The sequence below is a fragment of the Citrobacter sp. R4 genome (assembly GCF_026719175.1).
Lineage (GTDB): Bacteria > Pseudomonadota > Gammaproteobacteria > Enterobacterales > Enterobacteriaceae > Citrobacter_A > Citrobacter_A sedlakii.
The window spans coordinates 19990-37488 of sequence record NZ_JAPPSU010000014.1 but is presented as its reverse complement, the minus strand read 5'-3'; the positions used below and the strand labels follow the sequence as shown (position 1 = coordinate 37488).

At 54.5% G+C, this 17499-nt stretch carries 16 protein-coding genes and 1 other annotated feature; of the genes, 13 read left to right on the top strand and 3 right to left on the bottom strand.

From position 1 onward, the window contains the following. The first annotated feature begins 4 nt into the window (after nt 1-4). The 9 genes from dnaN to OOJ60_RS21135 all read left to right on the top strand — a co-directional run bounded on the left by dnaN (nt 5) and on the right by OOJ60_RS21135 (nt 10687). Entirely contained in the window at nt 5-1105 is a 1101-nt protein-coding gene (gene dnaN, locus OOJ60_RS21175; RefSeq protein WP_042287249.1) for a DNA polymerase III subunit beta, read from the top strand. Between the two features lie 147 nt (nt 1106-1252). After that, the gene (gene recF / locus OOJ60_RS21170) at nt 1253-2326 is read left to right on the top strand and encodes a DNA replication/repair protein RecF (RefSeq protein ID WP_042287247.1); all 1074 of its coding nucleotides are present in this window, start codon (nt 1253-1255) and stop codon (nt 2324-2326) included. 28 nt (nt 2327-2354) lie between these two features. Next, entirely contained in the window at nt 2355-4769 is a 2415-nt protein-coding gene (gene gyrB / locus OOJ60_RS21165) for a DNA topoisomerase (ATP-hydrolyzing) subunit B (RefSeq protein WP_042287244.1), read from the top strand. 111 nt (nt 4770-4880) lie between these two features. Further along, on the top strand, nt 4881-5693 hold the full coding sequence (gene yidA, locus OOJ60_RS21160) for a sugar-phosphatase (protein ID WP_060569964.1): 813 nt from the start codon (nt 4881-4883) through the stop codon (nt 5691-5693). A 269-nt stretch (nt 5694-5962) separates the two neighbouring features. Next, complete coding sequence (gene dgoR / locus OOJ60_RS21155; protein WP_042287238.1) at nt 5963-6652, top strand: D-galactonate utilization transcriptional regulator DgoR; 690 nt, start codon at nt 5963-5965, stop codon at nt 6650-6652. Next, a complete protein-coding gene (locus tag OOJ60_RS21150; RefSeq protein ID WP_205613142.1) occupies nt 6649-7527 on the top strand; it encodes a 2-dehydro-3-deoxygalactonokinase in 879 nt (292 codons plus the stop codon). Before dgoR ends, OOJ60_RS21150 begins: the two co-directional genes overlap by 4 nt. Continuing rightward, nucleotides 7511-8128, top strand: a complete 618-nt coding sequence (locus tag OOJ60_RS21145) for a 2-dehydro-3-deoxy-6-phosphogalactonate aldolase (protein WP_205613141.1) — start codon at nt 7511-7513, stop codon at nt 8126-8128. The genes OOJ60_RS21150 and OOJ60_RS21145 overlap by 17 nt, the downstream gene beginning before the upstream one ends. Further along, complete coding sequence (dgoD, locus tag OOJ60_RS21140) at nt 8125-9273, top strand: galactonate dehydratase (protein WP_042287229.1); 1149 nt, start codon at nt 8125-8127, stop codon at nt 9271-9273. Before OOJ60_RS21145 ends, dgoD begins: the two co-directional genes overlap by 4 nt. Before the next feature lie 76 nt (nt 9274-9349). After that, the gene (locus OOJ60_RS21135; RefSeq protein ID WP_060569967.1) at nt 9350-10687 is read left to right on the top strand and encodes an MFS transporter; all 1338 of its coding nucleotides are present in this window, start codon (nt 9350-9352) and stop codon (nt 10685-10687) included. Here the strand turns inward: OOJ60_RS21135 and cbrA are convergent. Then, entirely contained in the window at nt 10684-11790 is a 1107-nt protein-coding gene (gene cbrA / locus OOJ60_RS21130) for a colicin M resistance lipid reductase CbrA (RefSeq protein ID WP_205613140.1), read from the bottom strand. The genes OOJ60_RS21135 and cbrA overlap by 4 nt on opposite strands. Nucleotides 11791-11889: 99 nt before the next feature. Between cbrA and OOJ60_RS21125 the strand changes: the two genes are divergently transcribed. Continuing rightward, entirely contained in the window at nt 11890-13116 is a 1227-nt protein-coding gene (locus OOJ60_RS21125) for a DUF3748 domain-containing protein (protein ID WP_205613139.1), read from the top strand. Here the strand turns inward: OOJ60_RS21125 and OOJ60_RS21120 are convergent, their stop codons facing one another. Next, nucleotides 13117-13449: a YceK/YidQ family lipoprotein gene (locus OOJ60_RS21120; protein WP_060569970.1), complete on the bottom strand. Its 333-nt coding sequence runs from the start codon at nt 13447-13449 to the stop codon at nt 13117-13119. A gap of 243 nt (nt 13450-13692) precedes the next feature. Further along, nucleotides 13693-13765, top strand: a sequence feature (ROSE (Repression Of Heat Shock gene Expression) occurs in the 5'-region of heat shock genes and acts as an RNA thermometer to modulate expression.). On the opposite strand from OOJ60_RS21120, the gene ibpA reads away from it, so the two are divergent. From ibpA to OOJ60_RS21105, 3 genes are all read left to right on the top strand, one after another. Continuing rightward, a complete protein-coding gene (gene ibpA / locus OOJ60_RS21115; protein ID WP_001532742.1) occupies nt 13759-14172 on the top strand; it encodes a small heat shock chaperone IbpA in 414 nt (137 codons plus the stop codon). Its footprint overlaps the feature before it by 7 nt. Nucleotides 14173-14280: 108 nt before the next feature. Beyond that, nucleotides 14281-14709, top strand: coding sequence for a small heat shock chaperone IbpB (gene ibpB, locus OOJ60_RS21110; RefSeq protein ID WP_042287214.1), 429 nt, complete (start codon nt 14281-14283; stop codon nt 14707-14709). Between the two features lie 186 nt (nt 14710-14895). Further along, nucleotides 14896-16557, top strand: a complete 1662-nt coding sequence (locus tag OOJ60_RS21105; RefSeq protein WP_042287210.1) for a putative transporter — start codon at nt 14896-14898, stop codon at nt 16555-16557. Between the two features lie 32 nt (nt 16558-16589). On the opposite strand, the gene OOJ60_RS21100 is transcribed toward OOJ60_RS21105, so the two are convergent. Continuing rightward, the gene (locus tag OOJ60_RS21100; protein ID WP_060569971.1) at nt 16590-17465 is read right to left on the bottom strand and encodes a helix-turn-helix transcriptional regulator; all 876 of its coding nucleotides are present in this window, start codon (nt 17463-17465) and stop codon (nt 16590-16592) included. Nucleotides 17466-17499 lie beyond the last annotated feature (34 nt).

Here is a 17499-nt window from a genome sequence, read left to right as displayed (position 1 = left end):
CGCTATGAAATTTACCGTTGAACGTGAACATTTATTAAAACCGCTTCAGCAGGTCAGCGGCCCGCTGGGTGGTCGTCCTACGCTGCCGATTCTCGGTAACCTGTTGCTGCAGGTGGCTGACGGTACGCTTTCGCTGACCGGTACCGATCTTGAAATGGAAATGGTGGCGCGCGTTGCGTTGATTCAACCGCATGAGCCTGGCGCGACCACTGTCCCGGCACGCAAATTCTTTGATATTTGCCGTGGCCTGCCGGAAGGCGCTGAAATCGCCGTTCAACTGGAAGGCGATCGCATGCTGGTGCGCTCTGGTCGCAGCCGATTTTCGCTTTCCACCCTGCCTGCCGCCGACTTCCCGAATCTGGACGACTGGCAGAGCGAGGTCGAATTCACGTTGCCGCAGGCGACGATGAAACGTCTGATTGAGGCCACGCAATTCTCCATGGCGCATCAGGATGTGCGTTACTATTTAAACGGTATGCTGTTCGAAACGGAAGGTGAAGAGCTGCGTACGGTGGCGACCGATGGTCACCGTCTGGCGGTCTGCTCCATGCCGATCGGCCAGTCGCTGCCGAGTCATTCAGTGATCGTGCCGCGTAAAGGCGTGATTGAACTGATGCGTATGCTCGACGGCGGCGAAAACCCGCTGCATGTGCAGATCGGCAGCAACAACATCCGCGCTCATGTGGGCGACTTTATCTTTACGTCCAAGCTGGTGGATGGCCGCTTCCCGGACTACCGTCGCGTGTTGCCGAAAAATCCGGATAAACATCTGGAAGCCGGCTGCGATATTCTTAAGCAGGCGTTTGCCCGTGCGGCGATCCTCTCGAACGAGAAGTTCCGCGGCGTGCGCCTGTACGTGAGTGAAAACCAGCTCAAAATTACCGCCAATAACCCGGAACAGGAAGAAGCAGAAGAAATTCTGGATGTGACTTATCCGGGAACGGAAATGGAGATCGGCTTTAACGTCAGCTACGTGCTGGATGTGCTGAATGCGCTGAAGTGTGAAACCGTGCGCATTATGCTGACCGACTCCGTCTCCAGCGTACAGATTGAAGATGCCGCATCACAAAGCGCGGCATACGTCGTCATGCCTATGAGACTTTAGTGAAAAATATCGGGCTATCTTGCTTGCCATTATCAACCTGGGCTGTGCTCGCCCCTGTCACGTACTTCGTGTACGCTTCAGGGTTTGCGCGCAGTCCGCGTTGAAACTGGCTGCGCCGATTACGCCCTGGCCCGAAGAAACCCTGATATGTCACTGACGCGCCTTTTAATCAAAGACTTCCGCAATATCGAAAGCGCGGATCTCGCTTTATCCCCCGGCTTTAACTTCCTGGTTGGCGCCAACGGCAGCGGCAAAACCAGCGTGCTCGAAGCCATCTATACGCTCGGCCATGGCCGGGCGTTTCGCAGTTTGCAGCCAGGCCGCGTGATTCGCCATGAACAGGACGCGTTTGTTCTGCATGGACGTTTGCAGGGTGCAGAGCGGGAAACCGCCATCGGCCTGACCAAAGACAAACAGGGCGACAGCAAAGTGCGCATCGATGGCACCGACGGTCACAAGGTCGCGGAGCTGGCGCACCTGATGCCAATGCAACTGATTACCCCCGAGGGGTTTACTTTGCTCAATGGCGGCCCCAAATACAGAAGAGCGTTCCTCGATTGGGGATGCTTTCACAACGACACCGGATTCTTTACCGCCTGGAGCAACCTGAAGCGGCTGCTGAAACAGCGTAACGCCGCGCTGCGCCAGGTGAGTCGTTACGAACAACTGCGTCCGTGGGATAAAGAACTCATTCCGCTGGCGGAACAAATCAGCACCTGGCGCGCTGCGTACAGCGCCGGTATCGCGCAGGATATGGCGGACACCTGCCAGCAGTTTCTTCCTGAATTCACGCTCTCGTTCTCTTTCCAGCGCGGCTGGGAGAAAGAGACGGAGTATGCCGAGGTGCTGGAGCGCGGTTTCGAACGCGACCGCATGTTGACTTACACCGCGCACGGTCCGCACAAAGCGGATTTTCGCATTCGCGCCGATGGCGCGCCGGTGGAAGATACCTTGTCGCGTGGGCAGCTTAAGCTGCTAATGTGCGCCTTACGTCTGGCGCAAGGCGAATACCTCACCCGCGAGAGCGGGCGGCGGTGTTTGTACCTGATAGATGATTTTGCCTCTGAACTTGATGATGCGCGTCGCGGGCTGCTGGCCAGCCGCTTAAAAGCGACGCAATCGCAGGTCTTCGTCAGCGCAATCAGCGCTGAACACGTTCTGGACATGTCGGATGAAAATTCGAAGATGTTTACCGTGGAAAAGGGTAAAATAACGGATTAACCCAAGATTAAATGAGCGAGAAACGTTGATGTCGAATTCTTATGACTCCTCCAGTATCAAAGTCCTGAAAGGACTCGATGCGGTGCGTAAGCGCCCGGGTATGTATATCGGCGACACGGATGACGGCACCGGTCTGCACCACATGGTATTTGAGGTGGTAGATAACGCTATCGACGAAGCGCTCGCGGGTCACTGTAAAGACATTATCGTCACGATCCATGCTGATAACTCCGTTTCCGTACAGGATGACGGGCGTGGCATCCCGACCGGTATCCATCCGGAAGAGGGCGTCTCGGCGGCGGAAGTGATCATGACCGTCCTGCACGCAGGCGGTAAATTCGATGATAACTCCTATAAAGTGTCCGGCGGTCTGCACGGCGTTGGTGTTTCCGTGGTAAACGCCCTGTCCCAGAAACTGGAACTGGTTATCCAACGCGATAACAAAATCCACCGTCAGATTTATGAGCACGGCGTACCGCAGGCTCCGCTGGCGGTGACCGGCGACACCGACAAAACCGGTACGATGGTCCGTTTCTGGCCAAGCCTGGAAACCTTCACCAACGTCACTGAGTTCGAATACGAGATCCTGGCGAAACGTCTGCGTGAGCTGTCCTTCCTCAACTCTGGCGTCTCTATTCGCTTGAAAGACAAGCGCGACGGTAAAGAAGACCACTTCCACTATGAAGGCGGCATCAAGGCGTTCGTTGAGTATCTGAACAAAAACAAAACGCCGATTCACCCGAATATCTTCTATTTTTCTACAGAAAAAGACGGTATCGGCGTGGAAGTGGCATTGCAGTGGAACGACGGTTTCCAGGAAAACATTTACTGCTTTACCAATAACATTCCACAGCGTGACGGCGGTACACACCTTGCTGGCTTCCGGGCGGCGATGACCCGTACCCTGAACGCCTACATGGATAAAGAAGGTTACAGCAAAAAAGCCAAAGTCAGCGCCACCGGCGACGACGCCCGTGAAGGTCTGATTGCCGTGGTGTCCGTGAAAGTGCCGGATCCGAAGTTCTCCTCCCAGACCAAAGACAAGCTGGTGTCGTCTGAGGTGAAATCGGCGGTGGAACAGCAGATGAACGAACTGCTGAGCGAATACCTGCTGGAAAATCCGTCTGACGCGAAAATCGTTGTCGGTAAGATTATCGACGCGGCGCGCGCCCGTGAAGCGGCGCGCCGCGCCCGTGAAATGACTCGCCGTAAAGGCGCGCTGGACTTAGCCGGTCTGCCGGGTAAGCTGGCGGACTGTCAGGAACGCGACCCGGCGCTGTCCGAACTGTACCTCGTGGAAGGGGACTCCGCGGGCGGCTCTGCGAAGCAGGGGCGTAACCGCAAGAACCAGGCGATTCTGCCGCTGAAGGGGAAAATTCTTAACGTCGAGAAAGCGCGTTTCGACAAGATGCTCTCTTCGCAGGAAGTGGCCACGCTTATCACCGCGCTGGGCTGCGGCATTGGCCGCGACGAGTACAACCCGGACAAACTGCGCTATCACAGCATCATCATCATGACCGATGCGGACGTTGACGGCTCGCACATCCGTACGCTGCTGTTGACCTTCTTCTACCGTCAGATGCCGGAAATCGTCGAGCGCGGGCACGTCTACATTGCTCAGCCGCCGCTGTACAAAGTGAAGAAAGGCAAGCAGGAACAGTACATTAAAGACGATGAAGCGATGGATCAGTACCAGATCTCCATCGCGCTGGACGGTGCGACGCTGCATGCCAACGCCAGCGCGCCGGCGCTGTCCGGTGAAGCGTTAGAAAAACTGGTGTCTGAGTACAATGCGACGCAAAAAATGATTGGTCGTATGGAGCGTCGTTTCCCGAAAGCACTGCTGAAAGAGCTGGTTTATCAGCCGACGCTGGTGGAAGCCGATCTTTCTGACGAGCAGAAAGTGACTCGTTGGGTGAACGCGCTGATCACCGAGCTGAACGAGAAAGAGCAGCACGGCAGCATGTGGAAGTTCGACATTCAGCACAATGCGGAACAGAACCTCTACGAGCCGATCGTCCGGGTACGTACTCACGGCGTGGATACCGACTATCCGCTGGATCACGAGTTTGTGACCGGTGCGGAATACCGTCGCATCTGCACGCTGGGCGAGAAACTGCGTGGCCTGATCGAAGACGACGCATTTATCGAACGTGGCGAACGTCGTCAGCCGGTTGCCAGCTTCGAGCAGGCGCTGGACTGGTTGGTGAAAGAGTCTCGTCGTGGCCTCGCTATTCAGCGTTATAAAGGTCTGGGCGAGATGAACCCGGAACAGCTGTGGGAAACTACCATGGACCCGGAAAGCCGTCGTATGCTGCGCGTTACCGTGAAAGATGCGATTGCCGCCGACCAGCTGTTTACCACGCTGATGGGCGATGCCGTCGAACCGCGTCGCGCCTTTATCGAAGAAAACGCCCTGAAAGCGGCGAACATCGATATTTAATCGGACCACAAAAGGGGAAATCCGTTTCCCCTTTCAATCCTCCTTTTGATAGCTGTTTTTTGAGCGGAATCGCGTTAGCATGAGTCAGGACTCATTTAATGCGGGGAATTCATGGCTATCAAACTCATTGCTATCGATATGGATGGCACCCTTCTGCTGCCCGATCACACCATTTCGCCTGCGGTAAAAAACGCGATTGCCGCTGCCCGGGAAAAGGGGGTCAACGTAGTGTTAACCACCGGTCGTCCCTATGCTGGTGTGCACAGCTACCTGAAAGAACTCCATATGGAACAGCCTGGCGACTACTGCATCACGTATAACGGCGCGCTGGTGCAGAAAGCAGGCGATGGCAGTACCGTTGCGCAAACAGCGCTAAGCTACGACGATTACCGTTACCTGGAAAAACTCTCCCGCGAAGTGGGTTCACACTTTCACGCCCTGGATCGCAACACGTTATATACCGCCAACCGTGACATAAGTTATTACACCGTGCATGAGTCCTACGTTGCGACCATTCCGCTGGTGTTCTGTGAAGCGGAAAAAATGGACCCGGCAACCCAGTTCCTGAAAGTGATGATGATTGACGAGCCCGCGATCCTCGATAAAGCCATTTCCCGCATTCCGGCAGAGGTGAAAGAGAAGTACACGGTACTGAAAAGTGCGCCGTACTTCCTCGAAATCCTGGATAAACGCGTCAATAAAGGCACCGGCGTGAAGTCGCTGGCCGATGCGCTGGAGATCAAGCCGGAAGAGATTATGGCGATTGGCGATCAGGAAAATGATATCGCCATGATTGAATACGCTGGTATGGGCGTGGCGATGGACAACGCTATACCGTCGGTGAAAGAGATCGCCAACTTTGTCACCAAATCTAATCTGGAAGACGGCGTGGCATACGCAATTGAAAAGTTTGTGCTGAATTAATGCCTGATCGTTAACACGCGAGCCGTTATTCGGCAAACAACCCCACCCGCATTTATTGCGGGTTTTTTTATGTCTTTCGTTTCTCTCTCATAACATTTTTATTACCGATTGTCGTTTTTGTGATCTAAATTGTAGTACAACACAATGGTGTTGTACTACATTGCGCGCATGGCAATGACGAATGACGTCACGTTAGTACTACAAAATTGAGGCGAATTTCAGCGGTAACGGTAAAGTAGAGCGGTACATTCAGAGCAGAAGGACTTTTCATGACTCTCAATAAAACCGATCGCATCGTTATCACGCTGGGCAAACAGATTGTTAGCGGTAAGTACGTACCTGGTTCAGCGCTTCCGGCAGAAGCGGAGCTGTGTGAGGAATTTGAAACCTCACGCAACATCATCCGCGAAGTGTTCCGTTCGCTGATGGCGAAACGCCTTATTGAAATGAAGCGTTATCGCGGGGCGTTTGTTACGCCACGTAATCAGTGGAATTACCTTGATACTGACGTCCTGCAATGGGTACTGGAAAACGACTACGACCCGCGCCTGATTAGCGCAATGAGTGAAGTGCGTAACCTGGTCGAACCGGCTATAGCACGCTGGGCAGCGGAACGCGCGACCTCAAGCGATCTGGCGGAAATCGAGTCGGCGCTCAATGACATGATCGCCAACAACCAGGATCGGGATGCCTTCAATGAAGCGGATATTCGCTACCACGAGGCGGTGTTGCAGTCGGTACATAACCCGGTTTTACAGCAGCTTAGCGTGGCGATTAGCTCGCTACAGCGGGCAGTTTTTGAACGGACCTGGATGGGCGATGAGGCCAACATGCCGAAAACGCTCCAGGAACATAAGGCGCTATTCGATGCAATACGGCATCAGGATAGCGATGCGGCAGAGCAGGCGGCCTTAACCATGATCGCCAGCTCGACACGAAGGCTCAAGGAAATCACATGACAGCACGCTACATCGCAATTGACTGGGGATCGACCAATCTGCGCGCCTGGCTATATCAGGGCGAGCAGTGCCTGGAGAGCAAGCAATCCGAAGCGGGCGTAACGCGTCTGAACGGTAAATCCCCGGAGGCGGTGTTAGCAGAAGTGACCGATGCCTGGCGCGACGGCGCTACGCCGGTAGTGATGGCGGGAATGATCGGCAGTAACGTGGGCTGGAAAATCGCCCCTTATTTACCGGTTCCCGCCAGTTTCTCGGCCATTGGCGAGCATGTAACGTCTGTTGGCGACAATATCTGGATTATTCCCGGGCTTAGCGTTTCGCGCGAGGATAATCATAACGTGATGCGTGGCGAAGAAACCCAACTGCTGGGCGCTCGTACGCTCTCTCCTTCCGCTGTCTATGTCATGCCCGGAACCCACTGCAAATGGGTGCAAACCGATGCTGAGCAAATCCACGATTTTCGCACTGTGATGACAGGAGAACTGCATCACCTGCTGCTGCGTCATTCGCTGGTGGGCGCAGGTTTGCCTGATCAGGTTCCGTCTCCGGAGGCGTTCACCGCCGGTCTGGAGCGCGGTCTCACCTCGCCTGACGTTCTGCCAAAACTCTTTGAAGTTCGCGCTTCCCACGTGCTGGGAAGCCTGCCGCGAGAGCAGGTCAGCGAATTTTTATCCGGCCTGCTGATTGGCGCGGAAGTCGCCAGTATGGGCGATTTTATCCTTGGCGAGCAGGCCATCACCCTTGTTGCTGGCTCATCGCTGACCGCGCGCTATCAGCAGGCATTTCACGCTGTCGGGCGCGAGGTGGCGACGGTAGCCGGCGATACGGCATTTCAGGCAGGCATAAGGAGCATCGCACATGCAGTGGCAAACTGATCTTCCGCTAATCGCGATTCTGCGCGGCATTACGCCCGACGAAGCGCTGGCACACGTCGGCGCGGTCATCGACGCCGGTTTCGATGCGGTTGAAATTCCGCTTAACTCTCCGCAATGGGAAAAAAGCATTTCGACAGTCGTCGATGCGTTTGGTAACAGGGCGCTGATCGGGGCCGGAACGGTACTTAAGCCCGAACAGGTAGACCAGCTCGCACAGTTGGGATGCAGGCTGATTGTTACGCCAAATATCAATCCAGACGTGATTCGCCGCGCGGTGGGCTACGGCATGACCGTCTGCCCGGGATGCGCTACGGCCACAGAAGCCTTTACCGCTCTCGATGCGGGCGCGCAGTCTCTCAAAATTTTCCCGTCGTCGGCCTTTGGCCCGGATTACATCAAAGCGCTGAAAGCGGTCTTACCCCCCAGCGTGCCGGTCTTTGCCGTGGGCGGCGTAACGCCGGAAAACCTGACGCAGTGGATAAACGCAGGCTGTGTGGGGGCGGGGCTGGGCAGCGATCTCTATCGTGCGGGTCAGTCAGTGGAACGAACCGCGCAGCAGGCGGCAGCATTTGTTAAAGCGTATCGAGAGGCAGTGAAATGAAGATAACGAAAATCACCACGTACCGTTTACCTCCGCGGTGGATGTTCCTGAAAATCGAAACCGATGAAGGCGTAGTTGGCTGGGGCGAACCGGTCATTGAAGGACGCGCGCGCACGGTGGAAGCGGCAGTCCATGAATTTGGCGATTACCTGATTGGTCAGGATCCAGCGCGTATCAACGATTTGTGGCAGGTCATGTACCGGGCCGGGTTTTACCGCGGCGGCCCAATCATGATGAGCGCCATCGCCGGTATTGACCAGGCGTTATGGGATATCAAAGGGAAAGTGCTGAACGCGCCGGTATGGCAACTGATGGGCGGTCTGGTGCGGGATAAAATCAAAGCCTACAGCTGGGTCGGCGGCGACCGTCCTGCAGAGGTGATTGATGGCATCAATAAGCTGCGTGGGATTGGTTTTGACACCTTCAAACTCAATGGCTGCGAAGAGCTGGGCGTTATCGACAATTCTCGGGCGATAGACCGCGCCGTCAATACCGTGGCGCAAATCCGTGAAGCCTTTGGCAGCGAAATTGAGTTTGGCCTGGACTTCCACGGTCGCGTCAGCGCGCCGATGGCAAAAGTGCTAATTAAAGAGCTGGAGCCGTATCGCCCGCTGTTTATTGAGGAGCCGGTACTGGCCGAGCAGGCGGAATACTATCCGAAACTGGCAGAACAGACGCACATTCCGATCGCGGCGGGTGAACGTATGTTCTCGCGCTTTGAATTCAAACGCGTGCTGGAAGCCGGCGGCATTGCGATATTACAGCCCGATCTCTCCCACGCGGGCGGCATCACTGAATGCTACAAGATTGCCGGGATGGCGGAAGCGTACGATGTGGCCCTGGCGCCGCACTGTCCGCTTGGACCCATCGCACTGGCGGCCTGTCTGCATGTGGATTTTGTCTCCCGCAACGCGGTGTTCCAGGAGCAAAGCATGGGTATTCACTACAACCAGGGCGCGGAGCTGCTCGACTTTGTGAAGAATAAAGAAGACTTCAACATGGAAGGCGGTTTCTTCAGGCCATTAATGAAACCGGGTCTGGGCGTAGAAATTGATGAAGCGAAGGTCATCGAGCTGAGCAAAAATGCGCCGGACTGGCGTAATCCTTTATGGCGTCATGAAGACGGCAGCGTAGCGGAGTGGTAATACGCGCCATACTTCGCGCATTCCGGTTACGTTTTTAATTAAAAAAATTAAACACACCCTCTGTAAATTACAGGGCATGGTGAGCGGCTTCGCTATGCCCAAAATCTGGAGACAGATTGCGATGGATATTCCAGTTACTGCTGCAAAAACCGGGCGTCGTCGTTATGTGACGCTGATTATGATCTTTATTACCGTGGTGATTTGCTATGTTGACCGCGCCAACCTTGCCGTGGCTTCAGCGCATATCCAGGAGGAGTTTGGCATCAGCAAAGCGGAAATGGGCTATGTTTTCTCGGCGTTTGCCTGGCTGTATACGCTGTGCCAAATCCCTGGCGGCTGGTTCCTTGACCGTGTGGGGTCGCGCCTGACTTACTTTATTGCCATTCTCGGCTGGTCGGTGGCGACCCTGTTCCAGGGATTCGCGACCGGATTGCTGTCGCTGATTGGCCTGCGTGCGATTACCGGGATTTTCGAAGCGCCCGCTTTCCCTACCAACAACCGGATGGTGACCAGTTGGTTCCCGGAGCATGAACGCGCTTCCGCTGTGGGTTTTTACACCTCAGGGCAGTTTGTCGGCCTGGCATTCCTCACTCCACTCCTTATCTGGATCCAGGAGCTGCTAAGCTGGCACTGGGTGTTTATCGTCACTGGCGGGATTGGCATCATCTGGTCGCTGATCTGGTTTAAGGTCTACCAGCCGCCGCGCCTGACCAAAAGTATCAGCAAAGCGGAACTGGACTATATTCGTGACGGCGGCGGCCTGGTGGACGGCGACGCGCCGGTGAAGAAAGAGGCGCGCCAGCCGCTGAGCAAAGCCGACTGGAAATTGGTGTTTCACCGCAAGCTGGTGGGCGTCTATCTGGGGCAGTTTGCGGTAACCTCGACGCTGTGGTTCTTTTTGACCTGGTTTCCGAACTACCTGACGCAGGAAAAAGGCATCACTGCCCTGAAAGCCGGTTTTATGACGACGGTGCCTTTCCTCGCCGCGTTCTTCGGTGTCCTGCTTTCCGGCTGGCTGGCAGACAAACTGGTGAAAAAAGGCTTCTCCCTCGGCGTGGCGCGTAAAACGCCGATTATCTGCGGCCTGTTAATCTCAACCTGTATTATGGGGGCGAACTACACCAACGATCCGGTCTGGATTATGACTCTGATGGCGCTGGCCTTCTTTGGCAATGGGTTTGCCTCTATCACCTGGTCGCTGGTTTCATCGCTTGCCCCGATGCGACTGATCGGCCTGACCGGCGGCGTGTTTAACTTTGTCGGTGGGCTCGGCGGGATCACCGTACCGCTGGTTATTGGTTACCTGGCGCAGGATTACGGCTTTGGCCCGGCGCTGGTCTATATTTCAGCCGTTGCCCTGGTGGGCGCCCTTTCTTATATCCTGCTGGTGGGGGATGTAAAACGCGTCGGTTAGGGCGTATTTACCAGCCTACCAGCGTTAACGGTGGGCTGGTCATCCTGCGTTACGGGAATATGCGCCACGCCGCTTTGCATGATCCACCTACGGGTCATCGCCGAGGTTAATACCCGACTCTTCAGGATTTTGCCATACAGCTTAAGGCGTAATTTGCGGGTCGCTTTTCGGTAAGCGCTATTTTTGTCCGCTGTTTTCTGCCCGAAAATACCGTGAAGGATCTCCGCGCTGTCCAGCGCATAGCTGATGCCTTCCAGCGAGCTGGCGCTGATAAATCCTGCCGCTTCGCCAATCAGAAAGGCATTCTCTTTACCGCAGACGAAGTCCGCCCAGCGCGACGGGAACAGAACCGTGCATTTCTCGCTTTTTACCGGTTTGCCGAAGCGGAACTGAAATGCCTCCATCCTGGCTTTTAATGCTTCAAATCGGGCTTGTCCGTCCTTCATCGGATACGCCCCGCCAAAGATAAAATAGCCATCCTTACTGATGCTCCAGGAATAACAGTCCGTGGCGGCGTTATCGAAAATGCAGGAATAAAACGGCACCGGATGGATTTCCGCAAACCACTGCTGGATAGCGACATATTTGCGAATCCGATGTTGTGGATAAAGAGCACGGCGTACCAGTGAGTTTGCGCCATCGGCACCGACCAGATAGCGGGCGCTAATCTGCTGCTCCCAGCCGTCGGCGCGAAAAATAACGTGCCATTTGCCCTCTTCCCGCCAGACTTTACGGCACAGGCTGTCATGGTAAACCTGCACATCGTCAGGGATCAGCGACTTCATCCATAAATCAAAGGCATGGCGATTAATGTTGATGTAACTGCGCGGGTAGTTACGCGTGAGGGCTGCGTCAACGTCTACCGTCTTAACGCTGAATATTTGCGGATTAGCGATCACGTCCACAGGGAGCGTCATTCCGTCGCGAATAAATGAACGTTGTGCATCTGGCGCCAGCAGGCCGCCGCAAGGTTTAGTAAAGCCTTCGTTTTCGCACTGACGCTTTTTATCCAGCGCGATGACCCGCATCTTACCGCTTAACTTACGCGCCAGGGCTGCGCCCGCCGGGCCAAGGCCAATAATCGCAACGTCGAAATGTTCCATCTTTCTGTCCGCAAAAATAAAGATGACGCTACGCTAAAGCCTGAAAGTGAAGTCCTTGTGAAGTATGATGAGCAAAATCGTTTTGCAACGGGCTAACTCATGAAGCAAGTCACCTTTACGCCGCGTCATCATCAGCTGACCAATATCAATACCTGGACGCCGGACAGCAGCTGGCTGGTTTTTGATGTTCGCCCGTCCGGCGCGTCGTTTACGGGAGATACCATTGAGCGGGTCAATATACATACCGCTGAGCGGGAGGTGATTTACCGTGCCGATCGGGGGGCGCACGTTGGCGTCGTGACCGTTCATCCGCAGGTTGAAAAATATGTGTTCATTCACGGACCGGAGCATCCGGATGCGCACTGGCAGTACGATTTTCATCACCGTCGCGGAGTCATCGCTGAAGCGGGAAGCGTGTCGACTCTTGATGCGATGGACATCACCGCGCCCTGGACGCCTGGCGCGTTGCGTGGCGGCAGTCATGTCCATGTGTTTAGCCCGAACGGGACATTTGTCAGCTTTACCTATAACGATCATGTGCTTCATGAGCGCGACCTGGCGCTGGATTTACGCAACGTTGGCGTCGCGACGCCGTATGGTCCGGTTACTGTTTCCGCAGAGCATCCCCGTGAGTACAGCGGCAGCCACTGGTGTGTGCTGGTCAGTCAGACCACGCCTTCGCCACAGCCGGGTAGCGATGAAATCAACCGCGCCTACGAAGAAGGCTGGGTGGGCAACGCTGCGCTGGCGTTTATTGGCGACACGCTTTCCGTGACGGGCGAAAAGGTGCCGGAACTGTTTCTGGTCGATCTCCCTCAGGATGAGGCGGGCTGGAAAACCCCCGGCGACGCGCCGCTGGAAGGAACGGCGTCAACCTTGCCCGCGCCGCCGCGCGGCGTGAATCAGCGTCGCCTGACGTTCACCCACTCGCGTCGTTTCCCGGGGCTGGTCAACGTGCCGCGCCACTGGGTACGTAGCAATCCACAGGGAAGCGAAATTGCCTTTTTGATGCGCGATGATAAAGGGATTGTGCAGCTCTGGCTTATTCCGGCGCAGGGTGGCGAACCGCGGCAGTTGACGCGCCATGCTACGGGCATACAGTCTGCGTTTAACTGGCATCCGTCGGGAAAATGGCTGGGATTTGTGCTGGATAACCGCATCGCCTGCTGCGATGCGCAAAACGGGGTGACGACGTTTCTGACCCAGCAACACGGGAATCCGCCGTCTGCGGATGCCGTCGTGTTCTCACCGGATGGCAAGTGGGTGGCATGGATGGAAGACGTTGACGGTTTCCGGCAGCTTTGGGTGACAGAAACCAGTCTGTAATTATTGTACGGGCATTCTGGCTGGCGGGATCACGGCATTGGTGGCCTGAGTGCTCTCCTCGCTTTTTTCAACGCGCGACCTGACCGAGCTGTCTTTGCGGAACAAATCCCACGGCAAAAGAATCGTGTCCATTACCGCGGTAAAAGGCATATCCAGAACCGCCAGCGATTTGGTGCCCCAGTTGGTTTCATCGTCGCCAATCATCGCGGCGCTGGCGCGCGTGCCTGGGTAAGTTCCCTCTTTACCGCCAGTATGTGACATTACGCTGGAGCAACCACTCAGTAAAACCATCCCACTGCACATCATCAGCGTTAACAACACATTTCTTATCATGATTTATTCATCTATTGATTATGGGTGTTTGCATGATGAGTTATAGCTGTCCCTTGCCAGAAAAACATCCTCATCATGTCGCTCTGTGGCGGTTATCGCACTTTACCATTACGTGCCTTACCCACCCAGTCTATGCAATAGACACCAAACTGCAAAAAAAAAGTCCGCCGGACGCGCTTGAAAAGTTCGCAATCAGACCCATTTTGATGTTGTAGACGAATGAAGGACACGCCTGATGGGTGTTCTGACTACCAGACCTGTCCATGATGGAAGGTCATATATTCTCGCTGATTTCAGGAGCTATTGATTATGCGTAACTTTGATTTATCCCCGCTGTACCGTTCTGCAATTGGTTTTGACCGCCTGTTTAACCTGCTAGAGAACAACCAGAGCCAGAGCAATGGCGGCTACCCTCCGTATAACGTTGAGCTGGTAGACGAAAACCACTACCGCATTGCGATTGCCGTTGCCGGTTTCGCAGAAAGCGAACTGGAAATTACCGCGCAGGATAACCTGCTGGTGGTGAAAGGCGCTCACGCGGATGAGCAAAAAGAACGTACTTACCTTTACCAGGGCATTGCGGAACGCAACTTTGAGCGCAAGTTCCAGTTAGCCGAGAACATTCATGTTCGTGGCGCGAATCTGGTAAACGGACTGCTGTATATCGAGCTTGAGCGCGTGATTCCGGAAGCGAACAAACCGCGCCGTATCGAGATCAACTAATTCCGCGGGCCGCGTTGCGCGGCCTGTTAAACAGTGCTTGCCGTCAGGGAGCACAGGCGAATCTGCGGATTCGCAAGCTTAACTCGCTTCTTAGAAGGAGAAACAACGATGCGTAACTACGATTTATCCCCTCTGCTGCGTCAATGGATCGGTTTCGACAAACTGGCCAGCGCGTTGCAAAATGCCGGTGAAAGCCAGAGCTTCCCGCCCTATAACATCGAAAAAAGCGACGATAACCACTACCGCATTACCCTTGCGCTGGCCGGTTTTCGTCAGGAAGATCTGGACATTCAACTGGAAGGCACACGGTTAACGGTAAAAGGCACCCCCGTACAGCCTGAAAAAGAGACCAAATGGTTACATCAGGGGCTGGTCAGCCAGGCGTTCAGCCTGAGCTTCACCCTGGCTGAAAATATGGAAGTCTCCGGCGCCACTTTCGTTAACGGGTTGCTGCATATCGATTTAACCCGCAATGTGCCGGAAACCCTTGCTCCGCAACGTATCGCCATTAGCGAACGTCCCGCGTTAAACAGCTAATAAAATAGCTCCTTGCCATTGCCCCGCCAGAAATGACGGGGCTTTTTTGTGTGAAGCGTACAACACGCCCGTCTTAAGCGCCTTTCCGGTTTTTTGTAACATCATAATGTGCGCCAGTCTGCATATATGCCTGAACGATTCAGTCATAATCCTTATAAATTCAAATGTTATTCACAGGGAATAAAAATGAGTGATATAGCATTGACGGTCAGCGTTCTGGCGTTGGTGGCAGTTGTCGGATTATGGATCGGCAATATCAAGGTGCGGGGTGTCGGCTTCGGCATTGGGGGCGTGCTGTTCGGCGGGATTATCGTCGGACACTTTGTCGACCAGGCAGGCGTGACGCTGAGCGGCGATATGCTGCACTTCATCCAGGAGTTTGGCCTGATCCTTTTTGTCTACACCATTGGCATTCAGGTGGGGCCGGGCTTCTTCGCCTCGCTGCGCGTTTCAGGCTTACGCCTCAACCTGTTTGCGATTCTGATAGTCATCATGGGCGGCCTGGTCACCGCAATCCTGCATAAAATCTTCGCTATCCCGCTGCCGGTGGTGCTGGGGATATTTTCTGGCGCGGTGACCAATACCCCGGCGCTGGGGGCAGGGCAGCAAATTCTGCGCGATCTGGGTACGCCCATGGAGGTGGTGGATCAGATGGGGATGAGCTACGCGATGGCTTATCCGTTTGGTATTTGCGGCATTTTGCTGACCATGTGGCTGATGCGGCTGATTTTCCGCGTCAATGTCGATGCGGAAGCGCGACAGCATGAATCGACGCTCACTCATGGACATTCACTGATACAGACCATCAATATCCGCGTTGAAAACCCTAACCTTAACAATATGGCGATCCAGGATGTGCCCATCCTGAACAGTGACAAAATTATCTGCTCGCGTCTGAAGCGTGAGGAGACGCTAATGGTGCCGTCGCCGACCACCGTCATTCAGATTGGCGATCTGTTGCACCTGGTTGGGCAGCCCGGCGATCTGCATAACGCCCAGCTGGTTATCGGTCAGGAAGTGGATACCTCGCTTTCAACGCGGGGCACCGATCTGCGCGTTGAGCGGGTGGTGGTGACTAACGAAAAAGTGCTCGGCAAGCGCATCCGCGATCTGCATTTTAAGGAACGTTACGATGTGGTGATCTCCCGACTCAACCGCGCAGGTGTTGAGTTGGTCGCCAGTAGCGATGCCAGCTTGCAGTTTGGCGACATTCTCAATCTGGTGGGCCGTCCAGCCTCGATCGATGCCGTGGCCAATGTCGTTGGAAACGCCCAGCAGAAGCTACAGCAGGTACAGATGTTGCCGGTATTTATTGGTATCGGTTTGGGGGTATTGCTGGGCTCCATTCCGCTGTTCATTCCTGGCTTCCCGGTGGCCTTAAAACTGGGGCTGGCGGGTGGGCCGCTGATTATGGCGTTGATCCTCGGCCGTATCGGCAGCGTCGGTAAGCTGTACTGGTTTATGCCGCCGAGCGCCAACCTGGCGTTGCGGGAACTGGGTATTGTGCTTTTCCTGGCGGTTGTCGGCCTGAAATCAGGCGGTGACTTTATCGATACCCTGACCCAGGGCGAAGGCTTAAGCTGGATTGGCTACGGCATATTTATCACCGCGATCCCGCTGATTACCGTTGGTCTGCTGGCGCGAATTTTCGCCAAAATGAACTACCTGACGCTGTGCGGAATGCTGGCCGGTTCAATGACCGATCCGCCCGCGCTGGCGTTTGCGAATAACCTGCATGCCACCAGCGGCGCGGCGGCGCTCTCTTATGCCACGGTGTATCCGCTGGTGATGTTCCTGCGAATTATCACGCCGCAACTGCTGGCGGTGATTTTTTGGGGGTTAGGATAACGTTGGCTGCCGGATAGCGCTGTGAATTGCGCTTATCCGGCATACTCATTTTTACGTTTCAGCACTGCCGATGGCGCATAGCCAAATTTCTGTTTAAACGCCTTGCTGAAGTGAAACGAATCAAAAAAGTTGAGCCTGTCCGCCACCTGCCCGACGGTATTTCCCTCTTGCTTTAACAGCGACAACGCCAGTTCCAGCCGGGCATCCAGTACATATTCCTTCGGCGTCTTGCCGGTATAGCGTAAAAAGAGCCGACGTAGCCAGGCTTCGCTACAGGGAAGCGTTGCCGCCATATCAGCGACGCTCCAGCGCTGTTGCAAACTGGCATGGAGAGTGGCAATAAGTTTTTCAATTTGCAGACGTTGCGGATCTTTTTTACCTTCTGCGTCAATAAGACAAATCCACTGATAAATTATTTTGGTGAGAAACGCGACGGCAAGGTTATTTTTGATCGGCTCTGGCGACGTGATTAATTGTGAGACATATTCCAGTTCATTATTATAATCCTCACCCTGATAAATAACGCTTTGTTGACGAACAGGAATATCCATAACGCTGGTGGGCGTAAACTCCATCCAGTATTGTTCCCACAGCAATCCGTCACAATGATAAGACTGAATATCCGTCGGTTTTAAAAAAATGATGCAATTGCCATTAAGTGTAATTTGTTCGCCGTCTTTTAAGCGTATTTTCCCGCACCCCTGAACGGTATACACAGCGACCCAGGCGTTGGCGATTAGCGGTTTTTTCTTATCGCGTGGCCAAATAACCCGATACTGTTCATCGGCGAAGGTGTGCCACAGCGATATCAATGAAATGCCGCTGGAGATCACATTTTCATTAATCAACAGCGGAATATTGTACGTCGTTTCGTTTTTTACATGCGAACTTTGCAAATTTCCATTCATTTTAATTTCTCGCCGGAGAATTATGCTCACAACC

Bases quoted from the DNA above. Each gene is read 5' to 3' on its own strand.
- dnaN (WP_042287249.1), top strand. From the start codon at position 5: ATGAAATTTACCGTTGAACGTGAACATTTATTAAAACCGCTTCAGCAG.
- recF (WP_042287247.1), top strand. From the start codon at position 1,253: ATGTCACTGACGCGCCTTTTAATCAAAGACTTCCGCAATATCGAAAGC.
- gyrB (WP_042287244.1), top strand. From the start codon at position 2,355: ATGTCGAATTCTTATGACTCCTCCAGTATCAAAGTCCTGAAAGGACTC.
- yidA (WP_060569964.1), top strand. From the start codon at position 4,881: ATGGCTATCAAACTCATTGCTATCGATATGGATGGCACCCTTCTGCTG.
- dgoR (WP_042287238.1), top strand. From the start codon at position 5,963: ATGACTCTCAATAAAACCGATCGCATCGTTATCACGCTGGGCAAACAG.
- OOJ60_RS21150 (WP_205613142.1), top strand. From the start codon at position 6,649: ATGACAGCACGCTACATCGCAATTGACTGGGGATCGACCAATCTGCGC.
- OOJ60_RS21145 (WP_205613141.1), top strand. From the start codon at position 7,511: ATGCAGTGGCAAACTGATCTTCCGCTAATCGCGATTCTGCGCGGCATT.
- dgoD (WP_042287229.1), top strand. From the start codon at position 8,125: ATGAAGATAACGAAAATCACCACGTACCGTTTACCTCCGCGGTGGATG.
- OOJ60_RS21135 (WP_060569967.1), top strand. From the start codon at position 9,350: ATGGTGAGCGGCTTCGCTATGCCCAAAATCTGGAGACAGATTGCGATG.
- cbrA (WP_205613140.1), bottom strand. From the start codon at position 11,790: ATGGAACATTTCGACGTTGCGATTATTGGCCTTGGCCCGGCGGGCGCA.
- OOJ60_RS21125 (WP_205613139.1), top strand. From the start codon at position 11,890: ATGAAGCAAGTCACCTTTACGCCGCGTCATCATCAGCTGACCAATATC.
- OOJ60_RS21120 (WP_060569970.1), bottom strand. From the start codon at position 13,449: ATGATAAGAAATGTGTTGTTAACGCTGATGATGTGCAGTGGGATGGTT.
- ibpA (WP_001532742.1), top strand. From the start codon at position 13,759: ATGCGTAACTTTGATTTATCCCCGCTGTACCGTTCTGCAATTGGTTTT.
- ibpB (WP_042287214.1), top strand. From the start codon at position 14,281: ATGCGTAACTACGATTTATCCCCTCTGCTGCGTCAATGGATCGGTTTC.
- OOJ60_RS21105 (WP_042287210.1), top strand. From the start codon at position 14,896: ATGAGTGATATAGCATTGACGGTCAGCGTTCTGGCGTTGGTGGCAGTT.
- OOJ60_RS21100 (WP_060569971.1), bottom strand. From the start codon at position 17,465: ATGAATGGAAATTTGCAAAGTTCGCATGTAAAAAACGAAACGACGTAC.